We start from the raw sequence: 18,334 nt of genomic DNA, 5'->3' as shown, positions 1-18,334 counted from the left end.
AAAAAGCACGAGGAATGGCCTTCCATGAGCAATGAAAAGAAATACGTACTCGCGATCGACCAAGGCACGACCAGTTCCCGCGCAATGCTGTTCGACCATGACGGTCAGATCGCCGGCATTGCCCAACGCGAGTTCGAGCAGATCTTCCCGCAGCCGGGCTGGGTAGAGCACAACCCGCGCGACATCATGACCAGCGTGCTGACGACGCTTACCGAAGTGATCAACAACACCCAGGTCGATGTCTCGGAGATTGCCGGCATCGGCATCACCAACCAGCGCGAAACCACCGTCGTCTGGGACAAGCACACCGGTCAACCGGTCTATAACGCCATCGTCTGGCAATCACGTCATTCGGCCGAGATCTGTGATGAGCTGCGGGCTGCCGGGCATGCGGAGATGGTCCGCGACAAAACCGGGCTGGTCATCGATGCGTATTTCTCGGGTACCAAACTCAAGTGGATCTTCGATAATGTCGAAGGCGTCAAGGAAAAAGCCGACAACGGCGACCTGCTGTTTGGCACTATCGATTCCTGGCTGGTATGGAACCTGACCGGCGGTGAAGTGCATGTCACCGACGTTACCAATGCGTCGCGCACGATGATGTTCAACATCCGCAATCGCCAATGGGATCCGGAACTCCTTGAGTTGTTCGGCGTGCCCGAATCGATGCTGCCCGAGGTCAAATCCTGCAGTGAAGTCTATGGCAAGGTGCTGCCGAAATATTTCTTCGGCAATGAACTGCCGATCGCCGGCATGGCCGGTGACCAGCAAGCCGCCCTGTTCGGCCAGGCCTGCTTCAAACCCGGTATGGCCAAGAACACCTATGGCACGGGCTGCTTCACGCTGATGAATACCGGCCCGGAAGCCACGGCTTCTGAAAACGGCCTGCTCACGACCGTCGCCTGGGAGATAGACGGCCAGCTCGAATACGCCCTGGAAGGCAGTGTGTTCGTGGCCGGCTCGGTGATCCAGTGGCTGCGCGACGGCCTTCGCATGCTGGGCAAGTCTTCCGATTCAGAAGCCTATGCCGAACGCGCCGGCGACAACGACGGCGTCTACCTCGTACCAGCGTTCACCGGTTTGGGCGCGCCCTACTGGGACTCCAACGTACGCGGCGCGATGTTCGGCCTGTCGCGCGGCACGAGTAAGGAACATTTCATTCGTGCGGCAGTGGAATCCATGGCCTATCAAAGCGCGGACGTCCTCCACGCCATGCAGGCCGATGCCGGTCTCGATCTCACCGAACTGCGTGCCGACGGTGGCGCCATCGCCAACGATTTTCTCGCCCAGTTTCAGGCCGACATCCTGAGCGTGGATGTTCTGCGTTGCGCGGTCAATGAAACCACCGCGCTGGGCGCAGCTTACCTGGCCGGCTTAGCACTCGGCTTCTGGGAATCGCGTGAACAGATTGCCAAACAATGGGCCATAGACCGCCGCTTCACACCCGCGATGAGCGTGGAAAAACGCGACGAGCTCTATGCGGGTTGGAAGCATGCCGTCAAAGCTACCATGGGCTTTCATGTCGCCTCATAAGACGCCATTGCCGCGCTTATAAGTTAAAGCACTAACGCCCTATCGCAGCGCGGTAGGGCGTCGCGGCGGTGGGCGAACATCAGCACAGTACGCCCGTCTAGCCAGGTGTCGAGACGTTCGGCCACCGTCACCGCCGTGGCGGCATCCAGTCCCGCCAGCGGTTCATCGAGCAATACCAGCGGTGCATCGCGGAGGATCACCCGGGCCAGCGCCACGCGGCGTGCCTGCCCGCCGGAAAGCTGACGCCCGGCTTCGCCGACCCAGGTCTCGAGCCCGTGCGGCAGTTCGCGCGCCCAGTCATCCAGATCGACGATCCATAGCGCCTGCCACAGGGCACTTTCGACGTCCGCTTCCTCCAGGCCGTGATCGACCGGCAATCCCAAGCGCAGATTGTCACGCAGCGACGCATGAAAGAGCTCGGTGTGCTGGGTCAGATAGGCGAGCCGAGAATGCAATGCCTGCGGCGCCAGGCTGCGTAGATCCTGCCCTGCCAGCTGCACGCTGCCCGCATCGGGGTCGAACGCGTGGACGACGAGCTGAGCAAGGCTCGACTTGCCGCTACCCGAAGGGCCCAGCACGGCGACACGTTCGCCGGCCTCCACGTGCAGATTGACGTCTTCGAGCGCGGGCGTGGTGCCCATGCCCGGATAACGCAGCGTCACCGCCTCGAAGGTGATCGAAGGCGCCTCGGCACTTGTCAGGGAGCCCTCTGCCTCGTCACGCAGGGACGTCGCCGCTTCGGCATTGAGCCGCGCGGCGGCCGTACGCGTGGCCCCCAATTGCACGAATGCGCCCGGCAGCATGGCGAGTCCTTCGTTCAGCGCCAGCACCGCCAGTGGCAACATGCTCGCCACGGGCGCCGAGAGTTTGCCTGCGGCGAATGCGAGCAGCGCCAAGCAGAGTATCGCCACGGCGGCACCTTGCACGGTCAAGGTAACCAGCGCATTGCCCAGCGCGGCTCGTCGGCCTAGACGCCGCTGATCGTCAAGCAACGCCCGCTGCTCGCGTTCCACTCGTTCCCGATGGGCGCCGAGTACGCCAAAGGTGCGCAGCTCGGCCAAGCCCTGTAGATGCTCCAGGGCGCGGACGCGCAGGCGCTCCAGCGTCTCGACGCGTCGCGCGCTAGGGCCACGCCCCGCCACCGCCATGCCCAGCGTGACGATCACCCATAACGGCAGCATGATCGCCAGCAACACGCCACCGAGCGCGGGCATCGCCAACGCCAGGATGCCGCCGACCACGAGGATCGCCAGCAGTCCCACCAACGGCGGCGCCAACAAGCGCAGATAGAGATTATCGAGCGCGTCGATGTCGGCGGTCAGCCGGTTGAGCCATTCACCGGCGCGGTAGCGCGCCAGTTCACGGCCCGACAACCGTGACAAGCCGGCAAAGGTGCGCCCGCGAATATCCGCCAGCAGGCGCAGCACGGTATCGTGGTTATAGAGGCGCTCGGCGTAACGTGCGGCGGTGCGTCCCACGGCGAAGAAGCGAATGCCGCTACCCGGCGTGAAGACATCCAATGTCGCCGCACCGCCCGCCGCGAGTGTCATCCCGGTCAGCGCGGTCGCGGTGATGAACCATCCCGACAGCGTCAGCAACCCGATTGCGAACAGCAGCGTCGCCAGCATCAGCAACGCCCCGAACAGCAAGCGTGCACGCCGCTCGCCCATCAGGCGCAACCATGGGCCTAGCGCCTTTCTAGTGGATCCCTGCATGCTAGTGGGCTCCTTCATGACAAGGCCTCCGACGATGCCGGTGCATCCTGTGAATGCAGTTGACCCGCCTCGAGACGCAGCACACGGTCGGCCATGCCCATCACGGCGGGATGGTGTGTGGCGATGACCAGGGTGCGGCCTTGTGCGGCCAGTTGCGTCAGCCCCTCGATCACGCGTTGCTCGCTGTCGGGGTCGAGGCTGGCCGTGGGTTCGTCGAGCAGCACCAGCGGCGCATCACTGAGAAACACCCGGGCCAGCGCCAGGCGGCTGGCCTGCCCGCCGGAAAGCCCCAGGCCACGCTCCCCGAGTGACGTGTCGAGCCCTTCGGGCAAAGCACTCAGCAAGTCACCGAGCTGTGCCGCGATCAGCGCCTCGCGCAATCGGTCGTCACTGGCATCGGGCGCGACCAGGCGCAAATTCTCGGCCAGCGTGCCCTGCATCAGGAACGGACGCTGATCGAGCCAAGCCACGCTTGTCTCCGTACGCAACGCCACCCCGCCCGACTCGGCATCGACGAAGCCGGCAAGCACCTGTAGCAACGTCGACTTGCCGGTGCCCGAGGGACCGACCAGCGCCACCACCTCGCCATCGGTGATAACGAAATCGAGCGGCCCCAACACCCGGCCGCGCCCGGCATGCGCCACACTGACATCGGTCAGGCGCGCCCGCAGTGGCACCGTGTCGTCGAGCTCACTGCCTAGAGACTCCATTCGCGGGCCCTGTGGTGGTGTCTGCGACAGCAGTGTGCGCAAGCCCTCGGCAGCCCCCAGAGCACTGGCGCGGTCATGATAATGCTGGGCCAACAAGCGCAGCGGCTGGAAGAAATCCGGCGCCATGAACAGCAGGAACAACCCGCTGAACAGTGTCAGTTGATCGGCGGGGCCGAACTGGATATAGCCCAGTAACCCAAAGCCAATGTAGATGGCGATCACCGCAATCGACACCGAGGCGAAGAACTCCAGCACTGCCGAGGAGAGAAACGCCACGCGCAGCGTTTTCATGTTGCGCCGCCGGTAGTCGTCGGCCACCGCCGTGACCTCCTCGGTGGCCTGACGGGTGCGACCGAACAGCTGCAAGGTGGTCAACCCGCGCACACGGTCGAGGAAATGCCCGGCGAGACGCGTCATGGCCTGGAACTGCTGCTCGTTGAGGCGCTGGGCGCCCATGCCGATCAACGCCATGAACAGTGGAATCAGCGGCGCCGCAATCAGGAAGAACGACGCCGCCAGCCAGTCCAGCGAGAACGCCACGCCGAGAAAGATCAGCGGCAGCACCACCGCCAGCGTGGCCTGGGGCACGTAACGCGCGATATAGCCTTCCAGCGCTTCGACCTGATCGACCAGTTGCGCGGTGCTCCCGGCGCTATGCCGCTCGGCGAGATGCACCGGCCCCAGCGCCGCGAGTTGATCGAGCACCTGTGCGCGCACATCTGCCTTGACGCGCAGTCCGGCTTCCAAACCGCTGGTCTCCTGCAGCCACTGCGCGAGCCCGCGCACGATCACCGCGCCAGCCAGTGCCACCGCATAGGGCCATAGCGTCACCAAGGCCGTGTCGTGGACCACGACAGCGCTGATCAACCATGCCATCAGGCCCAGTTGCGCTAGTGTCGCGAGTCCGCCGATGACACCGGCGGCGATGGCGAGGCTCAGCCAGCCGCGCACCTCACGGGATTGCGCAGCCAGCCATTGGCGCGACGCGCGCGCCGAGGTTTGGGCTTGAGATCGAGACACGGCTCAGTGATACCCGTCGCCGACACGCACCTTGCCGCGGAATACCCAGTACGACCAGGCGGTGTAGGTCAGAATGATGGGCACCACGAACAGCACGCCGATCAGCAGGAAGAACTGCGACTCAGGTGCCGAAGCGGCATCCCACAAGGTGTAGTCAGGCGGAATGACATACGGCCAGCGACTCACCAGCAGCCCCAGGTAGGTGAAGATGAACATGCCTAGGGTGAGCAGGAATGCCAGCAGCTCACGCCCCTTACGGTTAGCGGCATAGATGCCAATCACGCAGGCCAAGGCCAGCGCCGGCAGCAGCCAGATCACCTGCATGTGGTCGAACCAGCGTTCCCAGACGCCCGGGTCGATCCACGGCGTCCACAGGCTAACGATGGCGAAGACGACCACGACCCCGATGAGCAACTTGGGTACCAGGCCACGTGCCCAATCACGCACATGGCCCTCGGACTTGAGCACTAGCCAAGTCGCGCCGAGCAACGCATAGCCGGCTACCAGCCCCAGGCCGGTGATCACCGAAAACGGTGTCAGCCAGTCGAGCGCGCCCCCGGTAAACACGCGGTCGGCGGTCTCGAAGCCTTCAATATAGGCCCCCACCACGGCGCCCTGGGCGAAGGCCGCCACGAAGGAGCCACCAGCAAAGGCGGCATTCCACCAGTTACGCGTGCGCCGCGACTTGAAGCGGAATTCGAAGGCCACGCCACGAAAGATCAAGCCCGCCAACATCAGGAAGACCCCAATGTACATCGCCGGCAACAGGATCGAATAAACCAGCGGGAAGGCCCCGATCAGCCCGGCGCCCCCCAGTACCAGCCACGTCTCGTTGCCGTCCCATACCGGCGCGACGGAGTTCATCATCACGTCACGCGCATCTTCGTCCGGGGCGAAGGGAAACAGAATCCCCAGCCCTAGGTCGAAACCATCCATGAGCACGTACATGATCACGCCGAAGGCGATGATGACGGCCCAGATCAACGAGAGATCGAACATTTCCATGGCTTAGCTCCTGTTCGGGGCGCGGTCGTCGCGCGCATCATCGAAGGGCACGTGGGCGGCGGACATGGGCCTCGCCGGGCGGTCGTGGCTATCCAAATCCTCTGTATCGTCGTGCTCATCAAGGCCCTGATTGATTACCTTGCACAGGTAATAGACACCGGCGATGAAGATCACGGCATAGACAGCGATATAGCCCAGCAGCGTGAACAGCACCATACCGCCACTCAGCGAGGGCGTGATGGCATCGGCGTAGTCGAGCACGCCGTAGATCAGCCACGGCGAGCGCCCAGTTTCGGTCACGACCCAGCCCGCGACCACCGCCACGAACGGCGCCAGGCTCATGCCCTGCAGTCCACGCAAGAACCAGCGACTGCGATACACGCGCCCGCCCTTGCGTAGCACCAATCCGGCAACGGCGAAGGCGATCATCAAGAGCCCTAATGCCACCATCACGCGGAAGCTATAGAAGGTGATCCACACCGGCGGCTGTTGCGCGCGGTCGATTTGATCGAGCCCGGGGACGACGCCGTCTGGGTCGTGTCGCAAGATGAGGCTGGCGCCGTTGGGAATGCCGATCTCGAAACGGTTGGCCTGCAGGTCCCGATCCGGCAACGCGAACAGCAACAGCGGTACGTTCGACTGGGTTTCCCAGTTGCCTTCCATCGCGGCGATCTTTTCCGGCTGATGCTCCAGGGTGTTGAGCCCATGTTCGTCGCCGACGAAGGCTTGAAGCGGGGCCAGAAACAGCAAGAGCCATAGCGTCATCGATAGCGCACGCTTGTGGGCATCGACCTCGCGACCACGCAGCAAGAACCAGGCGCTGACCCCGGTCACTACGAAACCACCGGTCAAGAATGCCGCCAGGGCCATGTGCGTGAAGCGGTACGGGAAGGACGCGTTGAAGATTGCATCGAACCAAGAGGTCACATGGATCACACCCTCGCGGATCTCGTAGCCGTCTGGGGTCTGCATCCAGCTGTTGGTAGCGAGGATCCAAAACGCCGAGATGAAGGTGCCCACGGCCACCATCAACGCGGCGAAGAAGTGTACCGCCGGCGAGACACGATGTCGGCCGAACAACAATACGCCCAGGAAGCCAGCTTCGAGGAAGAACGCCGTGACTACCTCGTAACTCAGCATCGGACCAATGAAGTTCGCCGCCATCTGCGAGAAGTTGCTCCAGTTGGTCCCGAACTGGAACGCCATCACGATGCCGGACACCACGCCCATGCCAAAGACCACGGCGAAGACCTTGGTCCAGAACAGGCCGAGGCGATCCCAGACGCGGTTCCCCGTGGTGACGTAAAGGCCCTGCAGCACGGCGATATAGGAGGCAAGCCCGATCGTGAAGACCGGGAAGATGGCATGAAAAGAAACCACGAATGCAAACTGCAATCGCGACAGGAGAATCGGATCTAGCGCCATGGCTGACTCCTTGAAGCCCACGTAGTCGGAATGTCATCGGAAAGAGGTGGTCATAGCCGAAAAAGGCCCGCCGCCTGGATCTTCTTGTTTCGTTTCCAATACCCCTACATCGTAGAGGGTTTATATAGACTTAAAAAGCGCCGTGGCGGGGTTTCGTATGTGTCGCGTTGCCGCAAGGCAAATTGCCGCATGCGCGCCGATGTCGCAGCCGATTTAATTCTGCGTCGTTCGTCTAACGGAGAATGCCATACATCTTTGGTAGGATAGTCGTACCAACAAAGCATGGTCGGCGCCCGGCGCGACCGCTCTCGACAAGGATCACTCATGAACGCTATTTGGATCGCCATCTTCGGCGCCGTGTGTTTCGTGATGGGCTATCGCTTCTACTCGAAGTTCATCGCCGAACGCATTTACCGTCTCGACCTCGACTTCCAAACGCCCGCTCACGCCTATCAAGATGGCGTCGACTATGTCCCCACCAACAAGTGGGTCCTGTGGGGGCACCACTTTACCTCGGTGGCGGGCGCAGCCCCCATCGTGGGGCCGGCCATCGCCATCTACTGGGGCTGGCTACCGGCCATCTTATGGGTCGTGCTAGGCACCGTGTTCGCCGCCGGCGTGCATGACTTTGGTGCCGTGGTGCTGTCCAACCGTCACAAGGGCCATTCCATCGGCACGTTGGCCAACAAGCTGATCGGCCAGCGCGCCAAGCTACTGTTTCTGTTCATCATTCTGATCCTTGTCTTGATGATCAACGCGGTCTTCGCCTGGGTCATCGCCAAGCTGTTCATCACCTTCCCCGCCAGCGTGCTGTCAGTGTTCATCCAGATTCCTCTGGCAGTGTGGATCGGCTATCGCGTCTATCGTCACTCGGGCTCGATGCTATTGCCCTCGGTTATCGCCCTCGCCGTCATGTATGGCGCAGCGCTGTTGGCCAGCGAGGTGCCCATTCTGCAGGTTGATTTGGTCAGTTGGTTCGGTGGCGCCGACGCAGCGGTGGCGGGCGGCTTCGATGCCACTTCGATGGCCTTTTTGGTGTGGATCGTGGTGTTGATGGTCTATGTCTATATCGCTTCGACGCTCCCCGTCTGGAAGCTGTTGCAGCCGCGCGACTACATCAACTCGCATCAGCTGGTGGTCGGCCTGGCGCTGCTGTATCTGGGACTGCTCGTCGGGGCGCCGGAGATGACCGCGCCCAGCGTCAACGGCGAAACCGATGTCAGTTGGTATCCGCTGCTCTTCATCACCATCGCCTGTGGGGCGATTTCAGGCTTCCATGGCCTGGTCGCCTCGGGCACCACGTCCAAGCAGCTCGACAAGGAAACCGACGCTCGCTTCATCGGTTACGGCGGTGCCCTGGGCGAAGGCATGCTGGCGATGATTGCGATCATCGCGGTGGGCACGTTGTTCGCGTCCGGCGCGGATTTCACCGCCACCTATTCCAGCTTCTCGGCGGCCGGTTCCAGCGGGCTCGGTTCCTTCGTGAAAGGCGCCGGACAACTCGCCGGCAACCTCGGCATTCCCGAGCACATGGGCTCGACCCTGGTCGCGGTGATCGTGGTCAGCTTCGCCGCCACCACCCTGGATACCGCCGTACGTCTGATGCGTTACATCATCGCCGAACTGGGTAACGAATACGGTATGCCAGTGATCGCTCGCAAGCATGTCGCGACCAGCATCGCCGTCATTACCAGCGCGGCGTTGGTGATTCTGCCGGAAGGCCCCAATGGCTTCGGCTCGGGCGGTTATCTGCTGTGGCCACTGTTCGGCACCAGCAACCAGTTGCTGGCCGGTATCACCCTGATGCTGGTCTCGGTGTGGCTCAAACGCCAGGGCCGCCCGGTGGTCTTCACGCTGGTGCCGATGCTATTCCTGCTGGTCATGACGCTGTGGGCCATGGGCCAACAAGTGATCTTCACCTGGTCGGGCTTCGGCGATGCCGACCGCAACTTGCTGCTGTTCACCTTCGGCAGCTTGATCATGGTGTTCACGCTATGGATCCTGCTCGAGGCCTCACGCAGCTTCCGCCAGGGCCCGACAGTCTCCCAAGAGTCGTTGAGTTCCGATGACTCGCGCTGATGACGAACGGACCGCGTCCGCCGGTTGGCGGACGCGGATCAAACGCCTCATCGAGGGCTACGACGCGGTGCTGAGCCTTCAGCACCGCCGTGAGATCGTCCGCGAACTTCAGGATGAAGAAGATCTTTTCATGCTGCTGTGCTTCTGCGACATGATGGGGATCCCCAACCCCGTCGGCGACATGACCCTGGAGCTTTATCCCTACATGCTCGAACGCTTTCACGAGTGGCATAAGCGCCAGGGCATGCCCCGCTCGCCCCTGGATGGTTTTCGCTGTTGCTGAACGACGCCGATGGCGTGGCACAACCGAGGAGAAACAGCCGATATGGCCAAAAGCCTTTTTTTCGGCGGCAAGGGCGGCGTCGGCAAAACCAGCTGTGCAACCGCTTACGCGCTAAGCTGCGCGGATGCCGGATGGAACACCCTGCTGGTGTCCACCGACCCCGCCCACAACCTGGCCGATCTATTCGGCCGCCAACCCGGCCCGACGCCAACGCGCATGCGCCCTGGCCTGGATGTCGTCGAACTCGACCCCGATCATGAGACGAAACGCTATCTGGACCAGGTCAAGGCCAACATCAAGCCCATGGTGAGCGGCGAACGCAGCGCAGCGGTATTCCGCCAGCTCGACTTGGCTCGCCATGCTCCGGGCACCGAGGAAGCTGCCTTGTTCGATGCGCTGGTCGGCCTATTGCTCGATACCGGGCAACACTACGACCGCTTGGTCTTCGACACCGCGCCAGGCGGCCATACCGTGCGTTTGCTCGCGCTGCCGGAGATCATGGGCGCCTGGGTGGACGGCTTGATGCAACGTCGCCATAAAGTGCGCAGCGATTACAAAGCCTGGCTGGGAGACGGCGAGGTGGTCGACGACCCCATTCAGGAGGTACTGATGCGTCGCCGAGGGCGTCTCGCCGCCGCTCGCGAACATCTGACCTGCCCTGCGCACTCGGCGATGATTTTGGTCGCCAACCCGGAACGCCTACCGGCGCTGGAAACCGCGCGCACCCGTGACCTGCTGGAAGCCAACGGCCTACATGTCAGCGCCGTCGTCATCAACAAATGCTTGCCCACTACGGTCGATAGCCAGTGGCTCGCCAATTGGCGCGAGGAACAACGCCCGTGGATCGAGCAGCTCGAGACATCCTTCGCGGACCGCCTATGCATACGCATCGAACATCAGCCCCACGCGCCCGCCTCGATCGAGGACCTACGCCCGCTCTGCGAAGCCCTTGGCGACCTCTCGCCCTGGCATGCGCACGCCTGAGCCAGTTGCTTGTCGCAGATTCACCTAGCGCCCACCGATGACCGACATGACCAACCATGCCGTATAAGCGATAAACGTCGCCAATAACAAGGCCGCTTCCAGACGGTTGATGCGCCCCTGGCCCTTCCAGCCGATGCCAAACACAGTCAGCGCCAGGGTCAGGCCTGCCATGACCGGCCAATCCCGCACGAGTACCGCACTATCTACATTGATCGGATCAATGATGCCCGCTAACCCGACCACGGCGAGGGTGTTGAAGAGGTTGGAACCCACCACGTTCCCGATGACAAGATCATGCTCGTTCTTGCGCACCGCGCTGATTGAGGAGGCAAGCTCGGGTAGCGAGGTCCCGATGGCGACCACCGTCAAGCCGATGATCAGATCGCTGACCCCGAATGCCGAGGCAATATCCACTGCACCCCACACCAACAAACGTGAACTGGCGATCAGCATGACCAGACCCACCAGGGTCCAGGTGATTGCACGCTTGAGTGTCATCTCCTGAGCATCAAGATTAGCCGTCGTATTGTCAGCTAGCGCGTCGCTTCCCTTCTGGCGTCCACGCATGACGCTATAGGTCAGAAACGCCGCCAGCATCGCCAACAGCAATACGGCGTCCCAACGCGAGATGTCGCCGTCCTGCAGGCACCATAGCGATGCCACCGTCACCAGCATCAATAGTGGCAACTCCTGACGCAGCACTTGGGAGTGCATCGTCAGCGGGCTGAGCAATGCCACCAGGCCCACGATCAAGCCGATATTGGCAATGTTGGAGCCATAGGCGTTACCCAGTGCGAGACCGGGATTGCCTTGCCAGGCGGAAAGCCCTGAGACCATCAATTCCGGCGCCGAGGTGCCAAAGCCGATGATGACCATACCGATCAACAGCGGCGGTAACCCCAGGTGGCGCGAGGTCGCCGCTGCACCATCGACGAATCGATCGGCGCTCCATACCAGGACCGCCAATCCCAACGCTACGGCAATGATGGCCATTAGCACGATACTTCTCCTTGAATGTCGTTGTCCTTGAATGTCGTCGTGTCATGCATGTTATCGCGAAGCCGCGCTATTCTAACGCAATCCACCGAGCACGCTACTGACAAACATACGCTCGTGAATGTACGCTGTTCGCGCTCCTGATTTTTTCAGGCAAAAGTCTGTCGGAATATCGTCGCACCGAATTGCTATAGTGCATGCATCATTCGGCACCACAAACCTATGAGCGAGACTGAGTTTGGCAGAGAACGTTTCGTCACAAGCGCCTCATCACTCGCCATGCGACGTGGCGACGACGCGCCACTCAAGGCGACGTCTGCGTGCCTGTCACGAATGCGATTTGCTAGTGGCGCTACCGCCCTTGCGGCCGAGAGAAAAGGCTGACTGCCCGCGTTGCGAACATACGCTGGCCACGCGTCACGACAAGCCTGCCGAGCGTAGCCTGGCGCTCGCCGTCGCCGCCTTGATCATGCTAACGCTATCGGTGGCTTTTCCCTTCATCAGTTTCGAGGCGCGCGGCGTCACCAACCGCATCGAGCTGACCGAGACCGCCTCGACACTGGTCGGCTTCCATGAACCGCTGGTGGCGATTTGCGTGCTGCTGACCGTAATCATCCTGCCCACGGTCTACCTTTTTAGCGTCATCTGGCTCTCGCTGGGACTTCTCGGGCGCCGCGTCCTTCCCTATTCACGTGGCATCGCCCGCGCTCTGAAACACTTGACACCGTGGATGATGGCCGATGTCTTCGTCATCGCCGCGCTGGTCAGTCTCATCAAGGTCGCAGGAATGGCCGATGTCAGCCTGGGGCTCTCATTCTGGACGTTTTGCGCCTACGCCCTGCTATTGCTACTCACCACCCAGTCCATCGACACCGACTGGATGTGGTTCGCGCTAGCCAGCGAGCCCTTGGCCCCGGAAGGCGCCCGCTCGGGTGAGCCCGCGACACCGCAAGGCTTGAGCGGATGCGCGACCTGTGGGCTGGTCAATCGTCTCGATGCGCAGGGGCGTGGGCGCTGTCGACGTTGCGGGGAAACGCTCCACGCGCGAACACCTGGTAGCCGCCAGCGCACGCTGGCCTTGCTGCTCGCTGCGGTGGTGATGTATATCCCGGCGAACCTTTACCCGATCATGAGCACAACCTCGCTCGGCAACACCTCGCCCTCGACCATCATCGGCGGTGTCATGTTGTTTCTGCAGCACGGCGATATCCCCATCGCAGTCATCATTTTCACCGCCAGCGTGGTGGTGCCCATCGGCAAGATTCTCGCGCTCGGCTGGTTGTGCTACGCAGTACGCCACCGCGGTGAGCCGCTTAGCAACGTTACCCGTGTGCGCCTCTATCGCATCACCGAATTCATCGGCCGCTGGTCGATGGTGGATGTGTTCGTGGTCGCCATCCTCGTTGCGCTGATCCGTGCGGGCGAGTTGATCTCGGTCGAACCTGGGCCTGCTGCCCTCTCCTTCGCCAGCGTCGTGATCATTACCATGTTGGCGGCCCACAGTTTCGACCCCCGTATGATCTGGGACGATCTTCCTCAGCGTCCTCGACGCGCATGGCGCGTCCGCCTGCCACGACGTATCGCTACCGTTTCATCACGCAAGGAATCCGACGATGCCTGAAGCTCCACAGCGCGCGACACGCCAACATCGCCGACGCCTCTCGCCGATCTGGATCGTACCTTTGGTGGCAGTCCTCATCGGCTTATGGATGCTTTACGACAATCTTTCCGGCCTCGGCCCCACGATTACGCTGCAAATGGAAAACGCAGAAGGCATCGAAGCCGGCAAGACGTTGATCAAGACACGCAATGTCGAGGTCGGCCGCGTCGAGGAAGTAACGCTCTCCGACGACATGTCGCATACCGTCATCACCGCGCGAATGCAGCCCGATACCGAACGCATGCTCAATGACGATGCGCGTTTCTGGGTGGTCAAGCCACGCATCGATCGCGAAGGCATCAGCGGCCTGGGGACCGTACTGTCAGGCGCCTACATTCAATTGCTGCCCGGTCACGGCGATGAGCCCCAACGCGACTTCGATGTGCTCGACCAGCCCCCGGTCGCACCCCCCGATGCCCCGGGAATCCGCATCAACCTGGTCAGCCAGGTGGGCAGCTCACTGAGCGCCGGCGACCCGATCACCTATCAAGGCTTCACGGTGGGACGCGTGGAAGACACCGAATTCGATCCCGACGAGAAGGAAATGCGTCACCGCCTCTATATTCAGTCGCCATATGATGTGCTGGTCACCGACACCACACGCTTCTGGGTATCCTCGGGGGTCGACCTGCGCCTGAACTCGCAGGGCTTCCGGGTCAATATCGGGTCAATGGAATCGCTCATCGGCGGCGGCGTGACCTTCGGGGTCCCCGAGGACGTGGAGATGGGTCAGCCCGCCGAATCGGAGACGACCTATCAATTGTTTGGCGACGAGGAAAGCGCCCGTGAAGGGACCTTCGATCGTTATCTCGACTATGTGCTACTGGTCGACGATACCGTGCGCGGGCTGAGCCACGGCGACCCGGTTGAATATCGCGGCGTGCGCGTCGGTACCGTGGAAACCGTGCCATGGCGTTTCGCGGCACCGCAGCCCAACGCCCTGGACCGCTTTGCGATTCCCGTATTGATTCGCATCGAGCCGCAGCGCTTCGACAACACCATGCAGGATTTCGATGCCGATGAATGGCGTGCGCGCCTCCAGGGCATGTTCGAGAACGGCCTGCGGGCGACTCTCAAACGAGGTAACCTGCTGACCGGGGCGCTTTTCGTGGACTTGAACTTCCACGACGATCCCGAGCCTTACGAACCGCTCACGTTCGAGGGCAAGAAGGTCTTCCCGACCACCACCGGCAGCCTCGCGCAGATCGAAGAAAAGGTCTCGAACCTGCTCGACAAGCTCAACGACGTGCAGATCGAGCCCGTCCTCGACTCACTGAACGAGACGCTGGCGACCACGCAAAACACGATGCAGCAAGTCAACGAGATCGCCGACTCGGTGGACGCGCTGCTCGACGACCCGGCCACGCGCAAGCTGCCCGGCAATCTCAACGAAACCCTGCGCCAGACCCGCGATACGTTGGATGGTTTCTCCCCCGACTCGCAGGGTTATCGTGAACTCAACGATACGCTCTCGCGGCTCGAGTCGTTGATGCGCGACCTGCAGCCTGTGGCGCGCACGCTAAGCGAGAAGCCCAACGCTCTGATCTTCGACAGCGAAGACGCCCCAGATCCGCAACCAAGGGCCCCACGCCAATGATCGAGATGACCTTCACTCATATGCGACGCCCGAAACGTCCGGCATGGCTTCTCGCCACCGGGCTGGGAGTTTTCATGTCGATGCTGGTCGGCTGTGCCGGACAGAGTATCGACCAGTCCCGCTATACACTCCCCAGTCAAACGCAAAGCGCCGATGTCGCCGGCGACTTCAGGGGCAGCGTCTCGCTCGCACCGCCGCGCATGGCTAGCTACCTGAAGGACGACGGCATCATCATGCAACTCGACGACATTCGCATTCATCAGGCGCGCCACCATCTATGGGCCGAACCCTTAGATCGCCAGTTGCAGGAACGCATGCGCCAGCATCTCGGCCAGGCATTGCCCAACGCCGACGTGCTGCGTCGCGGTCAGTCCGCCGAGGCGCCCACACCGGCGCTGCATGTCCAGCTCGACGTCGACCGCTTCCAGGGTCGCGACGACGGCATGGCCGTGGTCGGCGGCCAGTGGCGCATCCGTGACGACAATGACCGTACACTGTCGCACGAGTCCTTTGAGATCGAGCGCCCGCTGGAAGACGATGGCTATCCTGCGCTGGTAAGGGCGCTGGGCGCGGCTTGGAGTACCCTCGGCGATCGCTTGGCCGATACCCTGGTAGAAGTAGCCGTCACGGCGGAGACGAACTGACACGACCTGGTGGTGCGCCGCGTTATAAACATACCTGCGGTTATAGCGCGATGATCCTTGTACTCACCCGGCCCGGCCCCCATCATCGCTTCCGCCATTGTTACCATGAGATACTTTTCCCATGACCTTCTCACGGATACCGGAAGCCGACGCCGAGGAAGCCGAGCGCATCGCCGCGTTAAGCCGTCTGGGTATGTATGAGGCTACCCGGGATCCCGAGCTCGACCGTCTGGTGCACATGATCGGCGAGCTCTTCGACATGCCCTGCGTGATGATCAATGTCGTGGATCGCGAGCGTACCTGGTGCCTGGCCCGTTCGAGTGATCTCGGCGCACCGCCACGACGCGAGGATTCTTTCTCGGCCTTCACCGTGGATCATGATACGGCGCTCTTCATCGAGGACGTTCATGGCAGCGCCGCTTTCCGTAAGCATCCTCTGGTGACCGGCGCTCCGTTTCTGCGCGCCTTTGCCGGCGAGAGGGTTCTGTCGCTGAACGGGCATGTACTGGGCACACTATGCCTGTTCGACACCCAACCTCGTGCCTTCGACACCCCTTCTCGTCAACGGTTAACCGATCTCGCCAGGCTGGTCTCGTTGCGTCTCAACCAGCGTCAGATAGACGAACAACACGAGGCTGCCAAGGCCGTGGTCGAACGCCATACTCGACTGCTCGATCACTTGCCGGAAGGCATCGTGCTGCTCGATGATCGCCGCCGCGTGCATTATTGCCAATGCCGCCGCTCAGCAGCTCTTGAATGGCAAGGGTCCCAGCGTAGTGGGGGCAGACTTCAACAACCTCGTCACGCATCCCGAGGGACATCACTTCGCCACGGCGCCTTACACGCAAGTGCCACTTGAAGTCCACTCCCTGCCCCCATTTCAGGGATTCGAGGCGCTTCAACTCGGCGACCGCAGTACGCTGGTCAGCACGCACCGGGCCTTGCAACGCTTGCGCAGTCTGGTCGATAGCTGGCCAGACGGCGTTCTGGTGTGCGATTTCGAGAGCTTGCATATCTACGAATGGAACACTGCTGCGCGCCACCTGATTGACGCTCGAGGTAGCGCCATCGAAGGCTCGCGATTGCCGCAGTGGCTTCTTTCCAGCGATCGACGTGCTTTGCAGCGCCGCATCCGCCAGGATCTTGCCAAGCAAGGCGACACGCTGCGGCACAACCTGACACTGCATAACGATACACCGGTCGAGATCACCCTGGTGCCCATGCGGGACACCGACGCCACCTCACTGATCGCGGTGTTACGCGACCGGCGCCCTTACCTCGATCATCTGCATACGGTGAAGCGCAAGCTCGCCAAGGCCGAGGAAATGATCAGCCAGGATGCGCTGACAGGATTGCTCAATCGACTCGGCTTCGAACAGGCCATCGAGGAGTTCATGGTCGAGGCACGCCATGACAAGCCCTTCGCGTTGATGATCGCGGATATCGACCATTTCAAGGACATCAACGATACCCATGGGCATCAATTGGGCGATGAGGCGCTGAAAGTCGTTGCCGCCCGTCTCGCCGAACAACTCCGCGACGACGATGCCGTGGCACGCTACGGTGGGGAAGAGTTCTGCATCCTGATGGCGATCCCCGGCACACGCGTCGTAGATATCGCCGAGCGCATGCGGCATGCAGTGTCGGCGACACCTATCGGGCTCGCCGATGGCAGCCGATTGACGCTGACGATCAGTATCGGCGCCACCTATTATCAGCCGGCGTTGAGCGCGGAGGCCATGTTCGAGCGTGCCGACGCAGCGCTTTACGAAGCCAAGGAATACGGTCGCAACCGGACGGTCATGCTACAGCCGTTACCCGTCACCGCCGCGGATGAGGAAGAATGAGCCTCAGGCCGCGAACCTACCTCTGAGACGTGCCACCGCCTGGCTATGCAATTGGCATACCCGCGATTCGCTGACACCGAGCACGGCGCCGATTTCCTTGAGGTTGAGCTCTTCCTGGTAATAAAGCCCAAGCAATAGCTTTTCACGTTCGGGGAGTTGTTCGATGGCCTCGACCAAATGGGTGCGCGCATCGCCTTTGAGCAATGCATCGAGCGGAGTCGCTGGCGCGGTCTCTCCCGCCGGCGGTTCACCGAGTTCGGATACGACCTCGTCGAAGCCCAGCAGATAACCGTTATTGGCATCCAGCAGCAGCTGATGATATTCCTCGACGCTCATATCCAGAGCACTGGCGATCTCGCGCTCGTCCGGGGAACGTCCCAACGACTGCTCGAGCTTGTGTACCGCCTGATCCAGTGCCCGCACGCTACGCCGCACGCTACGTGGCATCCAGTCGCGACTGCGCAGCTCATCGATCATCGCGCCACGCACGCGCTGATTGGCGAAGGTGGAAAAACTCGCCCCTTGGGCGGTATCGAAGCGTTCCAGCGCGTCGAGTAACCCCACCATGCCGGCTTGAATCAAATCATCGAGCTCGACACTGGCCGGTAAGCGTACCTGCAATGCCAGCGCATGACGCCGTACGAGCGGCATGTATTGCTCCAGCAGTGCGCGTTGATCGATTTTGCCCTGTGCCGTATACATCTCTATCGCCTCGGATGTTCGGGTCGACGCTCGACGCGACGCCACTGACATTATCGAGCTTCCGGGCCGCCAGCCAAGGCCGGAATAACCCCCGCTTGATGAGCCTTTTCCCGAATTCGCCTTCACCGCCTCTT

The 18,334-nt window shown here is 61.9% G+C and carries 15 protein-coding genes; 9 read left to right on the top strand and 6 right to left on the bottom strand.

From position 1 onward, the window contains the following. Positions 1-24 precede the first annotated feature (24 nt). Complete coding sequence (glpK, locus tag LUN51_RS06275; RefSeq protein WP_277810570.1) at positions 25-1,533, top strand: glycerol kinase GlpK; 1,509 nt, start codon at positions 25-27, stop codon at positions 1,531-1,533. A 23-nt stretch (positions 1,534-1,556) separates the two neighbouring features. Here the strand turns inward: glpK and cydC are convergent, their stop codons facing one another. From cydC to LUN51_RS06255, 4 genes are read right to left on the bottom strand one after another with little or no spacing between them, the layout of a single operon-like run. Then, positions 1,557-3,248 (bottom strand): thiol reductant ABC exporter subunit CydC, encoded by a 1,692-nt coding sequence (gene cydC / locus LUN51_RS06270; protein ID WP_277810569.1) that lies wholly within the window; start codon positions 3,246-3,248, stop codon positions 1,557-1,559. Between the two features lie 14 nt (positions 3,249-3,262). Continuing rightward, on the bottom strand, positions 3,263-4,978 hold the full coding sequence (cydD, locus tag LUN51_RS06265) for a thiol reductant ABC exporter subunit CydD (protein ID WP_277810568.1): 1,716 nt from the start codon (positions 4,976-4,978) through the stop codon (positions 3,263-3,265). A 3-nt stretch (positions 4,979-4,981) separates the two neighbouring features. Then, the gene (cydB, locus tag LUN51_RS06260; protein ID WP_277810567.1) at positions 4,982-5,983 is read right to left on the bottom strand and encodes a cytochrome d ubiquinol oxidase subunit II; all 1,002 of its coding nucleotides are present in this window, start codon (positions 5,981-5,983) and stop codon (positions 4,982-4,984) included. Between the two features lie 3 nt (positions 5,984-5,986). Further along, the gene (locus tag LUN51_RS06255; RefSeq protein ID WP_277810566.1) at positions 5,987-7,408 is read right to left on the bottom strand and encodes a cytochrome ubiquinol oxidase subunit I; all 1,422 of its coding nucleotides are present in this window, start codon (positions 7,406-7,408) and stop codon (positions 5,987-5,989) included. Positions 7,409-7,732: 324 nt separating this feature from the next. On the opposite strand from LUN51_RS06255, the gene LUN51_RS06250 reads away from it, so the two are divergent. Genes LUN51_RS06250 through LUN51_RS06240 form a run of 3 tightly spaced genes read left to right on the top strand, consistent with a single transcriptional unit; the run spans position 7,733 to position 10,754 of the window. Then, complete coding sequence (locus tag LUN51_RS06250; protein ID WP_277810565.1) at positions 7,733-9,487, top strand: carbon starvation CstA family protein; 1,755 nt, start codon at positions 7,733-7,735, stop codon at positions 9,485-9,487. Beyond that, the gene (locus LUN51_RS06245; protein WP_052444949.1) at positions 9,474-9,770 is read left to right on the top strand and encodes a cory-CC-star protein; all 297 of its coding nucleotides are present in this window, start codon (positions 9,474-9,476) and stop codon (positions 9,768-9,770) included. The genes LUN51_RS06250 and LUN51_RS06245 overlap by 14 nt, the downstream gene beginning before the upstream one ends. 42 nt (positions 9,771-9,812) lie before the next feature. Further along, positions 9,813-10,754, top strand: a complete 942-nt coding sequence (locus tag LUN51_RS06240) for an ArsA family ATPase (protein ID WP_277810564.1) — start codon at positions 9,813-9,815, stop codon at positions 10,752-10,754. Positions 10,755-10,778: 24 nt separating this feature from the next. Here the strand turns inward: LUN51_RS06240 and LUN51_RS06235 are convergent, their stop codons facing one another. Next, positions 10,779-11,753, bottom strand: coding sequence for a calcium/sodium antiporter (locus LUN51_RS06235; RefSeq protein WP_277810563.1), 975 nt, complete (start codon positions 11,751-11,753; stop codon positions 10,779-10,781). A gap of 235 nt (positions 11,754-11,988) precedes the next feature. On the opposite strand from LUN51_RS06235, the gene LUN51_RS06230 reads away from it, so the two are divergent. The 5 genes from LUN51_RS06230 (at position 11,989) to LUN51_RS06210 (ending at position 17,498) form a co-directional block, all read left to right on the top strand. After that, entirely contained in the window at positions 11,989-13,371 is a 1,383-nt protein-coding gene (locus LUN51_RS06230) for a PqiA/YebS family transporter subunit (protein ID WP_431355563.1), read from the top strand. Continuing rightward, positions 13,364-15,007 carry an intermembrane transport protein PqiB gene (gene pqiB, locus LUN51_RS06225; protein WP_261507164.1) on the top strand — a complete coding sequence of 548 codons (1,644 nt, stop codon included), beginning with the start codon at positions 13,364-13,366 and terminating at the stop codon, positions 15,005-15,007. The genes LUN51_RS06230 and pqiB overlap by 8 nt, the downstream gene beginning before the upstream one ends. A 74-nt stretch (positions 15,008-15,081) precedes the next feature. After that, positions 15,082-15,651, top strand: a complete 570-nt coding sequence (locus tag LUN51_RS06220; protein ID WP_277810562.1) for a PqiC family protein — start codon at positions 15,082-15,084, stop codon at positions 15,649-15,651. A gap of 121 nt (positions 15,652-15,772) precedes the next feature. After that, positions 15,773-16,510, top strand: a complete 738-nt coding sequence (locus LUN51_RS06215) for a GAF domain-containing protein (protein ID WP_277810561.1) — start codon at positions 15,773-15,775, stop codon at positions 16,508-16,510. After that, on the top strand, positions 16,428-17,498 hold the full coding sequence (locus tag LUN51_RS06210; protein WP_277810770.1) for a sensor domain-containing diguanylate cyclase: 1,071 nt from the start codon (positions 16,428-16,430) through the stop codon (positions 17,496-17,498). The genes LUN51_RS06215 and LUN51_RS06210 overlap by 83 nt, the downstream gene beginning before the upstream one ends. A 3-nt stretch (positions 17,499-17,501) precedes the next feature. Here the strand turns inward: LUN51_RS06210 and LUN51_RS06205 are convergent, their stop codons facing one another. Then, complete coding sequence (locus LUN51_RS06205; RefSeq protein ID WP_097024068.1) at positions 17,502-18,200, bottom strand: RNA polymerase sigma factor FliA; 699 nt, start codon at positions 18,198-18,200, stop codon at positions 17,502-17,504. Between the last annotated feature and the right edge of the window lie 134 nt (positions 18,201-18,334).

The sequence above is a fragment of the Chromohalobacter canadensis genome (genome assembly GCF_029544075.1).
Classification (GTDB): domain Bacteria; phylum Pseudomonadota; class Gammaproteobacteria; order Pseudomonadales; family Halomonadaceae; genus Chromohalobacter; species Chromohalobacter canadensis_A.
The sequence above is the reverse complement of the archived record's forward strand: the minus strand, read 5'-3'. Positions and strand labels throughout refer to the sequence as shown.